Annotated in this window: 16 protein-coding genes and 1 riboswitch; of the genes, 6 read left to right on the forward strand and 10 right to left on the reverse strand. The window is 60.2% G+C overall.

The genetic code is table 11. From position 1 onward, the window contains the following. Positions 1-50: 50 nt before the first annotated feature. On the reverse strand, positions 51-1,940 hold the full coding sequence (gene thiC / locus ACI514_RS22850) for a phosphomethylpyrimidine synthase ThiC (protein ID WP_160055289.1): 1,890 nt from the start codon (positions 1,938-1,940) through the stop codon (positions 51-53). A gap of 146 nt (positions 1,941-2,086) precedes the next feature. After that, positions 2,087-2,192, reverse strand: a riboswitch (TPP riboswitch). Between the two features lie 206 nt (positions 2,193-2,398). On the opposite strand from thiC, the gene ACI514_RS22855 reads away from it, so the two are divergent. Then, positions 2,399-3,832 (forward strand): TolC family outer membrane protein, encoded by a 1,434-nt coding sequence (locus ACI514_RS22855; protein ID WP_160055286.1) that lies wholly within the window; start codon positions 2,399-2,401, stop codon positions 3,830-3,832. Positions 3,833-3,923: 91 nt separating this feature from the next. Here the strand turns inward: ACI514_RS22855 and waaA are convergent, their stop codons facing one another. Both waaA and ACI514_RS22865 read right to left on the reverse strand, forming a co-directional pair. Beyond that, positions 3,924-5,198 carry a lipid IV(A) 3-deoxy-D-manno-octulosonic acid transferase gene (waaA, locus tag ACI514_RS22860; RefSeq protein ID WP_160055283.1) on the reverse strand — a complete coding sequence of 425 codons (1,275 nt, stop codon included), beginning with the start codon at positions 5,196-5,198 and terminating at the stop codon, positions 3,924-3,926. A gap of 11 nt (positions 5,199-5,209) precedes the next feature. Next, on the reverse strand, positions 5,210-6,106 hold the full coding sequence (locus ACI514_RS22865) for a LysR family transcriptional regulator (RefSeq protein ID WP_160055280.1): 897 nt from the start codon (positions 6,104-6,106) through the stop codon (positions 5,210-5,212). 109 nt (positions 6,107-6,215) lie between these two features. Between ACI514_RS22865 and ACI514_RS22870 the strand changes: the two genes are divergently transcribed. The 4 genes from ACI514_RS22870 to ACI514_RS22885 all read left to right on the forward strand — a co-directional run bounded on the left by ACI514_RS22870 (position 6,216) and on the right by ACI514_RS22885 (position 9,724). Continuing rightward, on the forward strand, positions 6,216-6,548 hold the full coding sequence (locus ACI514_RS22870; protein ID WP_099757821.1) for a multidrug efflux SMR transporter: 333 nt from the start codon (positions 6,216-6,218) through the stop codon (positions 6,546-6,548). Between the two features lie 197 nt (positions 6,549-6,745). Further along, on the forward strand, positions 6,746-7,921 hold the full coding sequence (locus tag ACI514_RS22875) for an FAD-binding oxidoreductase (RefSeq protein WP_160055278.1): 1,176 nt from the start codon (positions 6,746-6,748) through the stop codon (positions 7,919-7,921). Continuing rightward, complete coding sequence (locus tag ACI514_RS22880) at positions 7,918-8,730, forward strand: aldo/keto reductase (RefSeq protein ID WP_405122431.1); 813 nt, start codon at positions 7,918-7,920, stop codon at positions 8,728-8,730. Before ACI514_RS22875 ends, ACI514_RS22880 begins: the two co-directional genes overlap by 4 nt. A gap of 31 nt (positions 8,731-8,761) precedes the next feature. Beyond that, positions 8,762-9,724 (forward strand): metal ABC transporter ATPase, encoded by a 963-nt coding sequence (locus ACI514_RS22885; protein ID WP_160055272.1) that lies wholly within the window; start codon positions 8,762-8,764, stop codon positions 9,722-9,724. Between the two features lie 4 nt (positions 9,725-9,728). Here the strand turns inward: ACI514_RS22885 and ACI514_RS22890 are convergent, their stop codons facing one another. The 7 genes from ACI514_RS22890 to msbA form a co-directional block, all read right to left on the reverse strand. Continuing rightward, a complete protein-coding gene (locus ACI514_RS22890; protein WP_405122432.1) occupies positions 9,729-10,529 on the reverse strand; it encodes a hypothetical protein in 801 nt (266 codons plus the stop codon). 58 nt (positions 10,530-10,587) lie between these two features. Further along, on the reverse strand, positions 10,588-11,274 hold the full coding sequence (locus tag ACI514_RS22895; protein WP_160055266.1) for a hypothetical protein: 687 nt from the start codon (positions 11,272-11,274) through the stop codon (positions 10,588-10,590). Further along, entirely contained in the window at positions 11,275-12,249 is a 975-nt protein-coding gene (locus ACI514_RS22900; protein ID WP_160055264.1) for a glycosyltransferase, read from the reverse strand. A 130-nt stretch (positions 12,250-12,379) separates the two neighbouring features. After that, the gene (hldE, locus tag ACI514_RS22905; RefSeq protein ID WP_160055261.1) at positions 12,380-13,801 is read right to left on the reverse strand and encodes a bifunctional D-glycero-beta-D-manno-heptose-7-phosphate kinase/D-glycero-beta-D-manno-heptose 1-phosphate adenylyltransferase HldE; all 1,422 of its coding nucleotides are present in this window, start codon (positions 13,799-13,801) and stop codon (positions 12,380-12,382) included. Between the two features lie 64 nt (positions 13,802-13,865). After that, positions 13,866-15,266, reverse strand: a complete 1,401-nt coding sequence (locus ACI514_RS22910; RefSeq protein ID WP_405122433.1) for a PIG-L deacetylase family protein — start codon at positions 15,264-15,266, stop codon at positions 13,866-13,868. A 4-nt stretch (positions 15,267-15,270) separates the two neighbouring features. Further along, positions 15,271-16,167: a GNAT family N-acetyltransferase gene (locus ACI514_RS22915; protein WP_160055255.1), complete on the reverse strand. Its 897-nt coding sequence runs from the start codon at positions 16,165-16,167 to the stop codon at positions 15,271-15,273. Beyond that, on the reverse strand, positions 16,161-17,987 hold the full coding sequence (gene msbA, locus ACI514_RS22920; RefSeq protein ID WP_160055252.1) for a lipid A export permease/ATP-binding protein MsbA: 1,827 nt from the start codon (positions 17,985-17,987) through the stop codon (positions 16,161-16,163). Before msbA ends, ACI514_RS22915 begins: the two co-directional genes overlap by 7 nt. A 125-nt stretch (positions 17,988-18,112) precedes the next feature. Between msbA and ACI514_RS22925 the strand changes: the two genes are divergently transcribed. After that, positions 18,113-18,766, forward strand: a complete 654-nt coding sequence (locus tag ACI514_RS22925) for a toluene tolerance protein (RefSeq protein WP_405122434.1) — start codon at positions 18,113-18,115, stop codon at positions 18,764-18,766.

An 18,766-nucleotide genomic window follows, 5' to 3' on the forward strand; every position in this document is an offset into this window, starting at 1 on the left:
GCGTCACGGGCTGCATTCCCACGCGGAGCGTGGGAACGATCAGTACGGGGTCAAACTTTCTTGTACAGCTGACTGCCTTCCTTTTTGAACCGCTCGGCCTGTTCCGCCAGGCCTTTGGCGACGTCCACGTCGACCGCGTCGATCCGCTGGTTGGCCGCGTATTCGCGGACTTCCTGAGTGATCTTCATCGAGCAGAATTTCGGCCCGCACATCGAACAGAAGTGCGCGACCTTGGCCGAGTCCTTCGGCAGGGTTTCATCGTGATACGAACGCGCGGTGTCCGGATCCAGACCGAGGTTGAACTGGTCTTCCCAACGGAATTCGAAACGCGCCTTGCTCAAGGCGTTGTCGCGAATCTGTGCGCCCGGATGCCCTTTGGCCAAGTCCGCTGCGTGCGCGGCGATCTTGTAAGTGATGATCCCGGTCTTCACGTCATCCTTGTTCGGCAGACCCAAGTGTTCCTTCGGCGTCACGTAGCAGAGCATCGCGCAACCGAACCAGCCGATCATCGCCGCACCGATACCCGAGGTGATGTGGTCGTAGCCCGGCGCAATGTCGGTGGTCAGCGGGCCGAGGGTGTAGAACGGCGCCTCATCGCAGCACTCCAGCTGCTTGTCCATGTTCTCTTTGATCAACTGCATCGGCACGTGGCCCGGGCCTTCGATCATGGTTTGCACGTCGTGCTTCCAGGCGATCTTGGTCAGTTCGCCGAGGGTTTCCAGTTCGCCGAACTGGGCAGCGTCGTTGGCGTCGGCAATCGAACCCGGACGCAAGCCATCGCCCAGCGAGAAGCTGACGTCATAGGCTTTCATGATTTCGCAGATTTCTTCGAAATGCGTGTATGCGAAGTTTTCCTTGTGATGCGCCAGGCACCACTTGGCCATGATCGAACCGCCACGGGACACGATACCGGTCACGCGTTTGGCGGTCAGCGGCACGTAACGCAGCAGCACACCGGCGTGAATGGTGAAATAGTCGACGCCCTGCTCGGCCTGCTCGATCAGCGTGTCGCGGAACAGCTCCCAGGTCAGGTCTTCGGCCGCGCCGCCGACTTTTTCCAGCGCCTGATAGATCGGCACCGTGCCGATCGGCACCGGCGAGTTGCGGATGATCCACTCGCGCGTTTCGTGAATGTGCTTGCCGGTGGACAAGTCCATGATGTTGTCCGCGCCCCAGCGAATACCCCAGGTCAGTTTCGCCACTTCTTCTTCGATGGACGAACCCAAAGCACTGTTGCCGATGTTGCCGTTGATCTTCACCAGGAAGTTACGGCCGATGATCATCGGTTCCAGTTCGGTGTGGTTGATGTTGGCCGGAATGATTGCGCGGCCACGGGCGATCTCGTCACGCACGAATTCCGGGGTGATGATTTTCGGCACGCTGGCGCCGAAGCTGTGGCCCGGGTGTTGCTGATCCAGCAGGCCAGCGGCGCGGGCCACTTCAAGTTTCATGTTTTCGCGGATGGCAACGAATTCCATCTCGGGCGTGATGATGCCCTGACGCGCGTAGTGCATCTGCGTGACATTGCCACCGGCCTTGGCGCGGCGCGGATTGTTGACGTGGGCAAAGCGCAGCTTGGTCAGTTCCGGATCGGCAAGGCGTTCGCGGCCGAAGTTGGAACTCAGGCCCGCCAGGCGCTCAGTGTCGCCACGGTCGTCGATCCACGCCGAACGCACATCGGCGAGGCCTTTGCGCACGTCGATCACCACGTTCGGATCGGTGTACGGGCCCGAGGTGTCGTAGACGGTCACCGGCGCGTTGATTTCGCCGCCGAAATCGGTCGGCGTCACGTCGAGGGTGATTTCGCGCATCGGCACGAGGATGTCCGGGCGCGAGCCCTGAACGTAGACTTTTTGCGAACGGGTGAACGGCTTGACCGATTGCTCATCGACCTTGGCCGAGTCACTCAGGTTGATCGCGTTTTTTGATTTTGTAGTCATCACGGGCTCTCCAGACAGCATCCAGGCAGTGGATTGTCGGAGCAGAACCTGAAAGGCACGGACGCACCAGGACCGGTGCTGTGCATCGTCGTCGAGCGTTCGATTGTCGAACAATTTCCCGGACGAAGCACAAGAGGACTCGCCGGGTGACGAGAAATCTTGTTCCCTACGCAGGCGCTAACCTGATCAGGTTCAACGGGATCCGAAATTATTCGATCTCAGCCTCATAGCAAGGCACCCCGACAAGAACCCGGCCAGTCTAGACACAACCGGCAAAGAACGCCAACACCGCAGCAAACACCATGATGAATGGCATAAATACAGGGGCTTGGCCGATTGTTGTGAGGCAAATGCACAACTACACTCGCTTTGCCCCGCCACGCCTTGACGCTGCGGGGCCTGCGCCTTAACGTTGGCGCCCGGATTACTTCCATAATATTAATGCTAGGGATCGCCTCATGCTGCGCAAACTCTCACTGGCTGTTGCCGTGTCTTGTGCGTCCAACGCAATGGCCTGGGCAGCAGAAGCGCCCTTGTCGACCAAAACCGATCTGGTCAGCGTCTACCAGGAAGCTGTCGACAACAACGCCGATCTGGCCGCCGCCCGCGCTCAGTACGGCGCACAGAAAGAAGTGGTGCCGCAGGCCCGCGCCGGGCTGCTGCCGAATTTGTCCGGCGGTGCCGAAGTGGCCAATGTGCGTACATCGATCGATCAGCCTTCGGCCACGGCCAATCGCAGCGCTCACTCGTATCAGGCAACCCTCGCCCAACCATTGTTCCGCGCCGATCGCTGGTTCCAGTACCAGGCCGCGAAAGACGTCAACGAGCAAGCCGCGCTGCAACTGTCGGCGACCGAACAGAACCTGATCCTGCAATCGGCCGAAAGCTATTTCAACGTGCTGCGCAGTCAGGACAACCTCGCCTCGACCAAGGCGGAAGAAGCGGCGTTCAAGCGCCAGCTCGACCAGTCCAACGAACGTTTCGATGTCGGCCTTTCGGACAAGACCGACGTGCTGCAATCGCAAGCCAGTTACGACACCGCCCGGGCTAACCGTATCGTTGCGCAGCGTCAGGTCGATGATGCGTTCGAAGCGCTGATCACCCTGACCAACCGTCAGTACAATTCGATTCAGGGCATCGTCCACACGTTGCCGATCCTGCCGCCGGCGCCGAACGATGCGAAATCCTGGGTCGACACGGCGGCGCGGCAGAACCTCAATCTGCTCGCCAGCAACTACGCGGTCAGCTCTGCCGAGCAAACGCTCAAGCAACGCAAGGCCGGCCACTTGCCGACCCTCGACGCGGTAGCGAAATACGAGAAAGGCGACAACGACGCCCTCGGTTTCGCCAACCCGAACTCGTTCGGTGCGCCCTACGGTGGCAACGTCGAACAGAGCACGGTCGGCCTGCAACTGAATATCCCGATCTACAGCGGCGGACTGACCAGCTCGCAAGTGCGCCAGTCGTATGAGCAACTGAATCAGAGCGAACAACAGCGCGAATCGCTGCGTCGGCAAATCGTCGAGAACACCCGCAACCTGCACCGCGCAGTGAACACCGATGTCGAGCAAGTGCAGGCGCGCCGCCAGTCGATCATCTCCAACCAGAGCGCTGTGGAAGCCACGGAAATCGGTTATCAGGTCGGCACGCGCAACATCGTTGACGTGCTCGATGCGCAGCGTCAGCTGTACACCTCGGTGCGCAACTACAACAACACCCGCTACGACTACATCCTCGACAACCTGCGCTTGAAGCAGGCGGCGGGGACGTTGAACCCGGGGGATCTGGAAGATCTGCGGCGGTATTTGAAGGCTGACTACAACCCGGACAAGGACTTCCTGCCACCGGATCTGGCCAAGGCGGCCGAGGCGCAGCTCAAGGCCCGGCCTTAAGCCTTAAAAACAAAAGATCGCAGCCTTCGGCAGCTCCTACATCGGAATACGTTTCCCTGTAGGAGCTGCGGCACGCTGCGATCTTTTTGCTTTACTTGATCAATCTGCCCAAACCATCGAGCAAACGCTGCAACGCGCCCTGATTGCGGCGCATCACCGCCAGCCCGGCCTCCGCCATGCGCTGCGCATCACGCGGCAGTTCAAACAGGCGCTGTACTTCCACCGCCAGCCCTTCGGCATCATCGACTTCGGCCAACGCTCCGGCTTCGCGCAATTGCGCCGCGATGTCGAGGAAGTTGAACAGGTGCGGGCCGCTGATCACCGGTTTGGCCAGTGCTGCCGGCTCCAGCAGGTTGTGCCCGCCGTTAGGCACCAGACTGCCGCCAACAAACGCGCTGTCTGCCAGTGCATAAAGAAACAGCAATTCACCCATGGTGTCGCCGAGCAGCACCGACGTCTGCGCATCGACATTGGCGGCAGTCGAACGCCGCACCGTGGCAAAGCCTTCGCGCTGGCACAACTCGAACACTGAGTTGAAGCGTTCCGGATGCCGCGGCACCAGGATCAGCAGCGCATCCGGGTGATTGGCCAACAAGCGGCGGTGGGCATCGAGCACCACTTCGTCCTCGCCTTCGTGGGTGCTGGCGGCGATCCACACTGGGCGCTCCAGCGCCTGCCACTGCCCGCGCAGTTCGACGGCGCGTTGCAACAGTTGCGGGTCGATGGTCAGGTCGAACTTGATCGAACCGGTGACTTCGACTGTCTCCGCACGCGCGCCCAGATCACGGAAGCGCTGGGCTTCGGTTTCGGTCTGTACAGCGAACAGACTCATTTCGGCGAGCATCGGCTCGGTCAGTTTGCTGAAGCGGCCATAGCCGCGTGCCGAACGCTCGGACAAACGTCCATTGGCCAGCGCCACCGGAATCCCGCGCTTGGCGCACTGGTGAATGTGATTGGGCCACAGTTCGGTTTCCATGATCACCGCAAGCTTGGGCTGAGCGCGATCAAGAAAGCGCGCCGCCGCACACGGCAAATCGTAGGGCAGATAGCAATGCTGGATGCGCGGCTCGTTGGCGAACAGCGCCTGAATCCGCTCCGATCCGGTCGGGGTCATGCAGGTCACGGTGATCGGAAGCGTCGGATAACGTTGCAGCAAGGCGCGGATCATCGGTGCCGCAGCAATGCTTTCGCCCACCGACACCGCGTGCACCCAGATGCCGCCGGGTTGCAGTTTCGGCATGCCGTAGGAGAAGCGTTCGCCGATCCGCTTGGCATACGCCGGCGCCTTGCGTGCGCGCAGCCACAGCCGAATCGCCACCAATGGCAGCCCCAGGTAAAACAGCGCGGTGTAGAGAGTTCTATTCATGGCGGCGGAGTTTATCGACTTTTGTCGCCGATCGCGCGCAAGTGCACGGCAAAACGTTCGGCCAGCCATCGCGCGGCCGGGCCGAGGGGTTCGTCGCGGCGCCAGACCAGTTCCACCACCAGCGCCGGTGGCGTCCATTCGCTGTCGAGTTCGACCATCAAGCCCTGATACGCCGAGTACTGCACCACATGGCGCGGCAACCAGGCCCAGCCGAGATCGCGCACCAGCCATTCGGACATGACGTAGAAACTGTCGGCGCGCCACACCTGTGGGCTGGCCGGCTCGTTGCCGGGATAAACGCTGGTTTGCGTCGACATCAGCAATTGCCGGTGCTGCGCCAGTTGCTGGCAGGTCACGTAGGACTGTGCCGCCAACGGATGATTGATCCCGCAGACCGTGACCATCTCCACGCTGCCGAGCACGCGGCGCTCCAGCGCTTCGGGGATTTCATCGTGATAGAACAACAGGCCAAGATCGGCGCGGCGCTCGACCAGTTTGCGTGCAACCTCACCTTGAGCGGCGCTGGTCAGTTGCACTTCCAGGCTGGGGAACTGCTCGGCCAGTTCACCGAAACTTTCCACCAGCGCCTGATAGGGCATCGCCTCGTCTTGCGCCACGCGCAACTGTGCTTCCTGTCCCCGCATCATTGCCATCGCCCGGCCATTAAGGCGTTCACATTGACGCAGAACTTCCCGCGCTTCTTCGAGCAAAGCTTCGCCCGCTTCGGTGAGCGTTGGCTGACGGCCACTGCTACGCTCGAACAGGCTGACGCCCAAGTCATCTTCGAGCATGGCAATCGCACTGCTGATCGCCGACTGCGCTTTGCGCTGCTGGCGCGCCACGGCGGAAAACGAGCGGTGCTCGGCGACGTCGACAAACACCCGAAGTTGATCCAGATTCCACTGCATGCTGACTCACCAACCCATCTCTGTAACAGATAGGTAATGACTTTACCCCATCTGGCGAATCACTAGAATGCCGCCTCAGCAAGCAACGTTTCACATTGAGGATTTGAACATGAACGCCTACGCCTACCTGGCCATTGCCATCTGCGCCGAAGTGATCGCCACCGTTTCGATGAAAGCGGTCAAAGGCTTGAGTACGCCGCTGCCATTGGTGCTGGTCATCGTCGGCTACGCGATTGCGTTCTGGATGCTGACGCTGGTGGTGCGTACCGTACCGGTCGGCGTGGCCTACGCGGTCTGGGCGGGCATGGGCATTGTCATGGTCAGCGTAGCGGCGCTGTTCATCTACGGGCAGAAACTGGATATCCCGGCGATGCTGGGGATGGCGTTGATCGTGCTCGGCGTCGTCGTGATCCAGCTGTTCTCCAAGACCGCCGGCCACTAAATCCAACCACATCCCCTGTAGGAGTGAGCCTGCTCGCGATAGCTATGTATCAGACAACATAACTGTTGAATGAAAGACCGTTATCGCGAGCAGGCTCACTCCTACAGGTTTTGTATTCCACGTGTTGATCATCGACAAATCCGCCCCTTTCCCGAGTCTGTATACTGCGCCCTCGTCTTGAACACTGAGGTCGCTGCATGCCATCCGTTATTTCCACCGACGTTCTGATTGTCGGCGCTGGTGTCGCCGGCCTCTGGTTGAACGCGCGTCTGCGCCGCCAGGGTTTTTCGACCGTACTGGTGGAAAGTGCCAGTCTCGGCGGCGGGCAGAGCGTGAAGTCCCAGGGCATCATCCACGGCGGCGCCAAGTACGCGCTGCACGGTGCCCTGACCGGCGCTTCGGAAGCCATCGCCGACATGCCGCGGCGCTGGCGTGAAGCGCTGGCCGGCAATGGCGAACTGGATCTTTCCGGTGTGCGCCTGCTGTCCGAAGCTCACTATTTGTGGTCGCCGGGCACTCTGGCCGGCAACCTCACCAGTTTCTTCGCCAGCAAAGCCGTGCGCGGCCGCGTCGATCAGGTCAAGGGCGAGCAACTGCCGCCGGCCCTGCAAGACAAACGCTTCAAGGGCAAAGTCTATCGCCTCGCCGAACTGGTGGTCGACGTGCCGAGCCTGATTCAGCGTCTGGCCGATCTGGCCGGCGATGGCCTGCTCGCCGGGCAAACCATCGAGCCACTGCTGGAAGCGGGTGTACTGGTCGGCTTGAGAGTCGACGGTCGCGAGATTCACGCACAGCGTATTGTCCTCAGCGCCGGCGCTGGTACGGCCCAACTGCTCGAAGACCTTGGCCTGACTCAGCCGGCCATGCAACGCCGCCCGCTGCACATGATCATCGCCAAAGGGCCGGGGCTGAAACCGCTATACGCCCACTGCCTGGGTGGCGGCACCAAACCGCGCATCACCGTGACCACGCACCCGGCCGCTGACGGCCAGTGGGTCTGGTACATGGGCGGCGACATCGCCGAAAGCGAAGGCGTGCACCGCGAGCCAGCCGAGCAGATCGCCACCGCGCAGAAAGAGATTGCGCAGTTGTTACCGTGGATCGACCTCAGCACCACGCAATGGGCGACCTTGCGTGTCGACCGTGCCGAACCGCTGCAAACCGGCCTCACGCGTCCGGACAACGCCTTCCTCGCCGAACAGGGCCGTTTGCTGGTCGGCTGGCCGACCAAACTGGCGCTGGCGCCGGACTTCGCCGATCGCGTGATCGCCTCTCTTGAGCGCGACGGCATCCAGCCGCAAGCCGCCGAACCTTTGCCGGCGCTGCCAAAACCACCCATGGGCGTTCCCGCCTGGGAGCAATTGCTGCCATGACTATCGCCACCCTGCACAACCTTCATCGCCCTTTGGGCAGCACCGGCCTGACGGTTTCGCCACTGGGCCTGGGCACGGTCAAACTCGGCCGTGACCAAGGGGTGAAATACCCCAACGGCTTTCAGATTCCCGGCGACGACGAAGCGCGCATGCTGCTGCGTCAGGCTCGCGATCTGGGCATCAATCTGATCGACACCGCTCCGGCTTATGGACGCAGCGAAGAACGCCTTGGCCCATTGCTACGCGGCCAGCGGCAAGACTGGGTAATCGTCAGCAAGGTCGGCGAGGAGTTTGCCGATGGCCTGTCGCGCCACGATTTCAGTGCAGCACACACACGGATGTCGGTGGAACGCAGTCTGCAACGTCTTGAAACCGATTTTATCGACCTGGTGCTGGTGCACTCCGACGGCAACGACATGGCCATCCTCGAGCATGAAGATGTTTACGCGACACTCGCAGCGCTCAAGGCCGAAGGCAAGATTCGCGGCTTCGGCTTCTCCGGCAAAACCGTCGAAGGTGGCTTGAAAGCACTGGAGCAAGGCGACTGCGCGATGGTCACCTACAATCTGAACGAACAAAACGAGAAAGCTGTCATTGACTATGCTGCTGCCCACGGCAAAGCCATTCTGGTGAAAAAAGCCTTGGCCAGCGGTCATGTTTGCCTGAGCCCGGGCGTCGATCCGGTGCGCGCCAGCTTCGAATTGCTGTTCGCGCAACCTGGCGTAGCCAGTGCTATTGTCGGCACGATCAATCCGCTGCACCTCGCCCACAACGTTGCGACCGTTGCCCAGGTCCTACGTGGTCACTGACGCCGCTTCGCGGCCTTAAGCAGGAGCCGATATGCCGCGCACGCTCATCAGAAAGAACCCGAGCAACTTCAAGACCCTGCCGCTGTTCGTCGAAGCTACCCCCGAAGGCCTGACCTATCAGAGCGTCGGCATGCCGCTGAACTTTGCGCAGACCTTGCAGCGACGCAAACCGGTGAGCGTGGCCGACACTGAGCGTTTCTCGCTGGAGTTGGCCAATCTCGGCGTTTCGGTACGTCTGACCCTGCATTGGCAGAATCGCGATTATTGGGTGCTGGTGCGCCAGCGCCGACAGGACCGTGGCGACGTCGTGCTCAAATTGATTTCCGGTTACGTGCCGGCGCATGAGCTGAATATTCCGCTGCACACGGCGATTCAGGAAATTGCCGAAGAGTGCTTGCTCGAGACACCGGAAGGCTGGCTCGGCGGGCGTTTCAACGACACCTGGCTGCCAGCACCCTACTCTGCGGCCCTGCATTATCGCGAAGCCCTGCCGTTTCGCCTGACGCCATTGTCCGGCTCCGCGCGCCCCATACGCAGCGCCAATCTGCAATTGCTCGAACGGCCCCGGGCCTATGTGCACCTTCCAACCGCCTCGCTGCAATTGATTTACGACTTGCGCCTGGATGTGCCCAAGGAAGCCAAGTCCCTGAGCCTGTTCCACGTCGACGAGCGTCTGGAGGGTGATCAACTAGTGGCCCGACTCGACCGCAAGCGCCCCGACCTGTACTTGATGCCACTCAAGGACGGCGCACCACTGGCCGAGTTGTACACGCTCAAGCGCGACAAACTCGTTGCCGCCAGCACCCGAGGTCTATATTTGGCCGAAAGCTTTGCGACACAAACCGGCTGGGTCGTGCGCGAGGAGCGGATTCGCTGGAAGGACTGGCTGGTGCAACAGGGCCTGCAACCGGCAAAAGCCCCGCGTCAGGGGCTCAAGCAGTTGAGTATCAAGGCGCTGCGATTAGTCGGGCTAGGCAAAAAAACCGCCAAATAGCGGTTTAGCGGCGGCGATCCCACCACGTGCGCAACCCGGCGAAGAAATGGAAGTAGCGGTTTTCGCGCTTGCCCATGCCGCGCTTGGGCGAGAACGATTCATCGGCAAATACACCGGTAATGCGCACCCGTGATGCCTGGGTCGGCAGCGTGCAGATTTTGGCATCCACCTGCTGCAGTGCATATTTGAGCAAGCGTTCTGAATGCAGCTTGCGACCTGTCACCTTGCAGAATTCGACAATGCGCTCGATGCGCTTGCCGTACGCGACATAGGTATCGCGCCCACACACGGCAAAACGGTCGTTCAAACCGCCCCACCACTGCCAGTCCGGAATATAAGCGTTGTGCTTGCGAGCCTCAGGGTGAGCGAAGACATAGGCAGGCAATGCGCTGTGAAAGAAATTGTCCGGGCGCACGAACACGACGAAATCCGGATTGAACGGCTCGATCATGCTGGTCACGGTGTGCAGTGAGTTGAGCTGATAGATCAGGTTGCGCAATGACGCATAGTCATCGGCCCAAGTGTCGCCCTGTGCCTTGACCTGCTCGAAGTCCCAGCGATCCAGCACGCCTTCGGTCGAGGTGAGCGTGCCGATCATCGACTCGAAGGGCTGATAATTGTCAGCCTTCAATTCGCCTTTTTCGCCGGAACGCGTGTTCTGCACCTCATCGATCTTGTACAGATGGTAGAAGCATTTTACGTCGCTGCCCGCAGGCAGCTGCGCCAGCACGTTCTGTTCGATGGAAGGGAAACAGATCGGCGAATTTCTCGGGATCCCGAAAAAAGCCACGGCAATTTTCAACACTCGACAGCACCTTTTGAAAGTAGGTCGGGCCTGCTGGCAACCGGATAGACGATATCGCTTACTTCTGCCGAAACAGCTTCTGCCACCAGCGAAGGGGTTGCAGAGGCACCACAATGATGTCCGACTTCTGCAGCCAGTCACGCTCATAGTCCCAGGCATGGCCGCCCCAGAGTTTTCCGGCTTCGTTGGAAAACCCCAGGGTCATGAGCTGATAGTTATAACCGGCATGAGCGCGCAACCAGTCGAACAACACCAGCGTGTTGAAACCGGTAGAAGGCCCAACGTAGCGCTTGCCACCCGGGCGATCGACCGGGTAGTTCCACAGCGGCGGCAATGGAATGCGATCCCAATACATGGCCACACGTGGCAGTGGACACATCGGCGCGGCGCAGCCCACCAGCATGCTGAAACAGCGCTCACTCGCCTGTTCAAACATCCGCTGTACCGGGGGCGCGTAAGGCAGACCAAAAAAATACGCGTCCGGCGCGTTGTAGCCATGTACGAAGACATTGACGCTGTGCTCGTTGAGCAGCCCCGCCTTGATGCAGGTATTGAAGCTGACGACGACGTCATCAACGCCAATGTTCAGTGCCTGAAAATCTGCCGCCGTGATAGCCGGATTGTTGGCAATCAACACGACCCGGGGCGTACGGCCCAGACAGTCGAGAAGCTCAGCAGGCAAAGCCTCCAGAACGGATTGATCACCACCGGGCAGCGCATCCAGCGCCATGTAATCGTCCTTCATTCAGACCGGCACCTTCATTCCGTAACGCAGCTTCACCCAGAACCGTGTAAACGCTGAAGGCGGCTGCCATGGGCGCATCTCACGCTGGATTTCCGTGGCCAGCGCCTGACCGACACGGGCAAAGGAATAACGACTTTGCGCAAACTCCTGGCCGTTGCGGGCAATACGCTCTGCCAGTTCCGGATCGCTTTGCAGCAGTTTGATCTTCTCCACCGCCTCTTCTTCGCTGCGGTAGAACACGGTGTTGTGCATGTCTTCAAAGCCGAGCAAGCGGTCTTCTTCGCCCTGGCTCCAGGCCAGCAGCACACAGCCGCAAGCCATGGCTTCGTAGTTCTTGATCATGAACTCGTTCATGCCGATGTCGGCGCTGACGAAAATCCTGATGCGATTGAGTGTCTGCAGGTATTCCTCACCCGACTTGGTGCGGGTCACCAGCATCCCGGTACGTTGCGAAAGCGACTCGAGCATGGCTTTGCGCTCGGCGTACTCGGTGCTTTTCAGGCTGCCAAGAAAGCCGACGGGAATGTCCCGCTCAACACCGGTGTTGTGCAGCATCTGCTCGTCGTAACCTTTGGAGACGAACACCGTGTCGATGCCTTCGGCCAACATCTTGCGCGCGACCACGGCACCGGACACCAACGCCCGACAGCTCGGCAGGCGGCTGTACAGACGGGAATACACGCCACGGTACTTACTCGCCGGCATGTAGTTCTGATAGGCATCGTGCTCAAGGAAAACCAGCCCGGGTATGCATTTGAGCACTTGCAGTTGCGTCGCCAGACGCTTGACCCGGGAGAAAATCACCACGCGATCAAAGGTCTGGTAATCGACCGAGGCCAGAAACGTCCCCAGATGCAACTGCTGCTGTTTGCTCAAACGATAGATGAAACATTCATCACAGTTCTGCTGCACGATGTCGTAGAGCCGGTCGAGAATGACCCGCTGCTCGTCCATCACCAGGAGCATGACTTTCATAGGTTAATTGACCACGCGACGTAGACAGGCAAGCGCATCGGATTCAAAGCTGCCTACATCAACGGAAACGGCAAAATCCCCAAGGCAAAATCCGTTCACACGCAGTACACAACGGTAAAAATTCATCTGATCAACGACTGCGAATCTTCTCGACAATCGCAGTTGTCGAGCTGTTTTCCACAAGCCCCAAGACCTTCACGGTGCCGCCATAAGCGGTAACGATATCAGCGCCGACCACCTGATCGATGCCGTAATCGCCGCCCTTGACCAGCACATCCGGCTTGACCTCGCGCAACAGGTTTTCCGGGGTGCCTTCAGGGAAGCTGATCACCCAGTCCACAGCGCCGAGGCCGGCGAGAACCGCCATGCGTCGATCAACGCTGTTGATCGGACGGCCCGGGCCTTTGAGGCGGCTGACCGAAGCATCATCGTTGACCGCGACAATCAGACGATCGCCCTGTGCTCGCGCCTGCTCCAGGTAGGTGACATGCCCGGCATGCAGGATGTCGAAGCAGCCGTTGGTGAAGACGATCCTTTCGTTGTGCGCGCGGGCATCGGCCACGGCGAGCAGCAACTGCTCAAGACCGAGCACACCACGCTCGGAACCCTCTTCACGCTGAATGGCGCGACGCAGTTCCGGGGCGCTGATGGCCGCCGTACCCAGCTTGCCGACGACGATACCTGCGGCCAGATTGGCCAGCGCAACAGCGTGGGGCAGGTCTTCACCGGCGGCAATCGCTGCGGCCAGGGTCGAAATTACCGTGTCACCGGCACCAGTGACGTCGAACACTTCACGGGCACGGGCTGGCAGGTGCAGTGCCGGCTGGTCGGGACGCAGCAGGGTCATGCCGTGTTCGCCGCGTGTCACCAGCAGCGCGCCGAGTTCGAGGTCGTGCATGAGGCCGGCGCCCTTGCTCACCAGCTCATGCTCATCGACGCAACCGCCGACGATGGCTTCGAATTCGCTGAGGTTCGGGGTAATCAGGCTGGCGCCACGATAGATCGAGAAATCCTTGCCCTTCGGGTCGGCCAGCACCGGGATGTTCTTCGCGCGGGCGGCCTGGATCAACGCCTGATGGTTTTTCAGAGCGCCTTTGCCGTAGTCGGAAAGTACCAGCACCTTGATGCCTTCGAGCAGGTCGTCGACCTGCGAACCGAGGGCCAGGGCGTCGGTGGCGAACGGTTCTTCAAAGTCGATACGCAGCAGTTGCTGGTGCCGGCTCATGACCCGCAGCTTGACGATGGTTGGCTGGTGCGCGATGCGCTGGAACAGGGCACGAACGCCCGCGCCTTTGAGACTGTTGCTCAGGCTGTCGGCAGCTTCGTCGTCGCCGGTCACACCGACCAGCGACGCCGGCGCACCCAGCGCGGCAATGTTCAAGGCAACGTTCGCGGCGCCACCTGGACGGTCTTCGATCTGCTCGACCTTAACGACCGGCACCGGCGCCTCAGGGGAAATCCGTGAGGTTCCGCCATGCCAGTAACGGTCGAGCATGACATCGCCGACTACCAAGACCGGGGCTTGATCGAAACGCGGCATGGACAACTTCATGGAGCAACCCACATACAAAATGAACAGGGGCGCGATATTAACACAGGGTAAAGCGCCGTCCGCCTCAATCTGAAAGGTCGCGCACCCAGAACAACTCGTGACGCCGGACCGCCTTGCGGAAAAACTCGTTACTGCCCGTTTCAGGCCAGCGACGGCCGGCCAGAGCCTGCTGGATCCAGCGGCGCAATTGCCGTTTGAACACTTGCCCGCCCTGCAGATCGTGTTCCATGGCCAGTGCCATGGCTTTGTCCAGTTGCACATCCGCTGACAACAGCGGACTCCACAGCCGGTCAGCCGGCAATGGCTCGATGGCCGGCGGCAGCGCAATACCGGCACCGGCAGGCCCCATCGGCCAGCGATCGTTGTCGTGCAGGTGATTGGCGTACATCAGCAGGGTTGTCGGTTTCCAGTGACTCAGCTCGATAGCCTCAAGCAACGCCCGGGTAGAGGCCACATGATCGCTGTGAGGATCAAGCTCAGGATGCGGTGTGACAATCACGTCTGGACGATAGTGCTCAAGCAGTGCAGTCAGGTCGCCCAGCAGATTTTGCCAGGTGGGCTGCCCATCGACGTCTGCAGGCAAGGTCAACGGGTTGTGCCGGCGCACACTGCGGATGTCGTTTTCCTGCGATTCCCGGGAGCCGAACGCCTGGGTCGGTTTTTCGGCCATCGAGGGCAGTTGCAGGCAGTAATAACCCAGTTGCACGCAACGCTCGGCGGGCACTCCGCCCCACAGCGGAATCGTCAGGCTGTCCCAACTGCGCAAACGCCCCTTTAACCGCGCGGCTGCGGCTTGGTCCAGACCCAGTCGCTGGAAGTTTTCAGCTTCGATCTCGCCTTGGGTCAGCGTGACGATGCTGACGTCTTCGCAGCGGCTGTAAAGACCGAATGCCGCAAGCTCGGCATCATCGGCGTGAGGAGCGATGACCATCACTCGCTGGTGGGCATAGTCAGCGTTGAGCATGACCCACAGCGTGCCCGTGGCACTCGGCGCACAATAGCGGCCGCGCAACGTCAACGAACCTTGCGCCAGCGCAGCGGCCTGCCCGGAAAGATTGAGGAAACGCCGGCCGTTGACCCCGCGCTCGAAGTCCTGGCGATCTGCGCCCACTTCAATATAGGGGTCTAGCCAGCGCCCCAGCCAAGTGGATTTCACTTCAAGCTCGAGCACCAATGTCTCGCCTTGCGCCAGCGGCTCACCCAGGCGCACCAGGCCGCCCTCAAGGCTCACGGCCTGCCGGGCCGTGCGTGACGGAAAGTCGTATTGATAGTCGTCAGAAGGCCGATAGAACAGATGATCGGCGAACCAGGCCTCGTGCGCGACCCAGGCCAGCACCAGCAACACTGGCACCACCCACCACGCAACCAGCCATCCGATCAGCAACAACCCCACCAGGAAGGCAATCAGGAACAGACGCTTGTTGCGCCGATGGGCCTTGAGAAGCTGTTGCTTGCGAGCGCTCATGAATTCAGACCTTGTAGACCGGCACCGTGTGGCACCAGCGATCCTTGTACTCACGGTCGGCACGACCGAATGAATAGCGCAAAGGCTTGTCCAGAGCTTGCGCGTGCGCCCAGGCCTCTTGGGTGTTGACGAAGCTCAGCACACTGCCGGGACTGAACTCGCGGCTCTGCGGGTCAACGCCACCGTTGATGTATTCCAGCGAAACCCATTGCGGGGCCTCGACGCGGTACAGCACCTGAATGGCCACGGGTGCCGAATCGAGCATCGCCACCGAACCGGTCATGAACTCGCGCAGCAAGGTAAATACGTCAACCAGCCCGGCCTTGCCCGGCACCTCGAAGCCCCAGCGACGCTGGAACAAATCACCGTAAGCGGCAGCCTGTTCCTGCGGGGTAAAGTCGGACATCGGCACCAGCGATCCGCCCGCCTCTTCCAGCAGGCGCTGCTCACGACGCTGGTTGTAGCGGAATTTCTTCGAATACTCTTCCGGGAGCCGAGCCAGAGCCAAACCCTCAGGCTGTGGCTTCAATGTGCTGATCTGATCGGCATTGAGCTGGGAGACATAAGCCATACGCTGGCGCACCGGTACGCTGACATCTGGCGCGATCGGCAGAATGATTTCCGCATTGCCCATGTCCAGCAATCCACGCTTGCCCTCGCGCTTGAGCACTTCCTTGGACAAGGCGACATGCCGGCCCCAGCAGGGAACGGCGGCAAGCACTTCACCGCCAATCACCCAGCCCAGGTAGCGCAACTCGATGCCCAGGAATGTCGACAAACGCTCGACGACTTCGGGGTGCGTGGCAAAGCTGCCACCGAAACGCTGCCAGGCCCGGGCGTAGCTGTCGCGGTCGATTTCGCTCCAGCCACGCTCGCGAAAGCTGCGAAACATCGTCAGCATACGTTGGTCGCGTGTGCCGGCTGAGGCTCGTCACCCTCTTCAAACTCTTTGGCATGCAGACGGGCGTAATAGCCGTTCTGCTCGAGCAATTGCGCGTGAGAGCCGCGCTCGACGATACGGCCTTCGTCCATGACCAGAATCAGGTCGGCCTTTTCAATCGTGCTCAAGCGGTGAGCGATCACCAGGGTCGTGCGGTTTTTCACCACATGATCCAGTGCAGCCTGAATATGCCGCTCCGACTCGGTATCGAGAGCAGAAGTGGCCTCGTCGAGAATCAGCAGCGGGGCATCCTTGAGCAGCGCCCGGGCGATGGCGATGCGCTGACGCTGGCCGCCGGACAGCAGCACGCCGTTTTCGCCGACCATGGTTTCATAACCTTGCGGCATCTTGATGATGAACTCGTCGGCATAGGCCTCTGTAGCCGCGCGCTTTACTTCATCGAACGGCGCGCCGGCCAGATCGCCGTAAGCGATGTTGTTGGTCACCGTATCGTTGAACAGGGTCACCTGCTGGGTCACCAGAGCAATCTGCCGACGCAGGCTGCGCAGGGTGAAGTCCTGCACCTGCACGCCATCGAGCAGAATCTGGCCCTGCGCATGATCATGCTGATAAAAGCGCGGAATCAGACTGGCCAAGGTCGATTTGCCACTGCCTGAGCGGCCAACCAGCGCGACCATTTGCCCCGGTTCGACAACAAAACTGATGTCGTTGAGCACCGCTTTGTCGGTGTCGGGGTAGTGGAAGCTGAGATTGCGCACTTCCAGACGACCTTCGAGACGATCCTGCTCGACCGTGCCCCGATCCACCTCCGCCGGCTCATCCAGTTGCTCGAAAATACTCTCGGCACCGGCCACACCCTTCTGGATGGTCGAGCTGACTTCCGACAACTGACGGATCGGTTTCGGCAGCAGGCCGGCCATGGTGATGTAAGCCACCAGATCGCCCGGCGAAGCATCGCCGCGCAGATACAGCACGAGGAACATGACCACGGCCATGGCGCTGTAAGTCACCAGTTGCAGCATCGGCGTGTAAACCGCGCCGGTCTTGGTCATCGTCAACTGCTTGTCAGTGTTGCTCTGGCTGGCATCGCGAAAGCGATCCTTTTCGTACTGCTCGCCACCGAAGCTGCGCACAACGCGGTAGCCATGAATGGTCTCGGAGGCGACGTGCGTGACGTTGCCCATAGAGACTTGAATCTTCTTGCTTTGCTTGCGGAATTTCTTGCTGGTGCTGTTCACCATCAAACCGATCAACGGCAGGATGGCGACCATCACCAGAGTCAGCTTCCAGTTCATCCACAACAGCGTGCAGAACAGGAAAATCACGGTCATACCTTCACGGATGACGACTTTGATCGCATCCGTTGCTGCACCGGTGACCATCGTCACGTTGAAGGTGATTCGGGAAATCAGATGGCCGGAATTGTTCTTGTCGAAGAAGCGATTGGGCAACTCCAGCAACTTGTTGAACAGCACCACCCGCAGGTCATGCACCAGCCCCAGCGAAACCCGCGCCAGGAAGAAGTTACCCAGGTACGACCCCACGCCCTGCCACAGCGCGATGAAGACAATCATCAATGGCACGGTTTCGAGCAACTGCAGCTTGCCCAGATATGGGTTGCCCGGGAACAGACTGGCTTCAGGATTGGCCAGACCGTCGACAAAGTATTTGAGGATGTAAGCGAGCATCGGTTGAGTCGATGCGAAGATCAGAAACCCGACGATGCTGAGAAGGAAAAGGCCGGCATAAGGCCGCACGTAAGCCAAAAGGCGGAAATAGATCGCCAGCGTGGACTGGGCTTTCGGTTCAGGACTGCTCATGGTGATCCGCGCAATTCAGTGAGGTGCCGATGATATCACACGCGTTTTTGCCCCGATAAACATGACTTCAAGCCAGCCTTCGACCAAGTCGGTTAAGATACCCCGCTAATGATGGGGAGCCCGATATGCAATCGATTGATCACAGCACTTACGAGGCACTGCGCAAAGGTGCACACGTACTGGAGGCCGACGGTTCCGGCGACAAGGTGCTCAGATTGGCCGATGGACGCATGCTCAAGCTGTTCCGCCGCAAGCGGTTGCTCAGTTCGGCGCTGTTCTACCCCTATGCACAACGCTTTGCCGACAACACCCGGGCACTCGAACAGCGTGGCATCCTCTGCCCGAAAGTGATCGCGGTGTACCGCATTCCGAGCATCGAACGCGACGCTGTGTATTACAGCCCGCTGCAAGGCAATACAGTGCGTCAGTTACAAAGCACTGGCGAAGAAGCTGACTCACTGCGATTCCAGCTGGGCGGCTACTTCGCTCTGCTACACGAAAAAGGTGTGTACTTTCGGTCGCTGCACTTCGGCAATGTCGTGCAGACCCCGGACAAGCATTTGGGCCTGATCGATATCGCCGACTTGCGCTGCCAGAAGCGCGCACTCAGTGACAGTAAACGGCTGCGCAACTTCGCTCACTTGCTGCGCTACAAGGAGGACCGCCAATGGTTGCTCGGTCAGGACGCCGGCGAAACTTTTGTCGAAGGCTATCGCCAGGCGTTGCCGAGCCACCGACAAGCGCCGCTGATCTCACGCCTGCGTCCGCTGCTCGGTTAA

Source organism: Pseudomonas sp. M20 (genome assembly GCF_045037865.1).
GTDB lineage: Bacteria > Pseudomonadota > Gammaproteobacteria > Pseudomonadales > Pseudomonadaceae > Aquipseudomonas.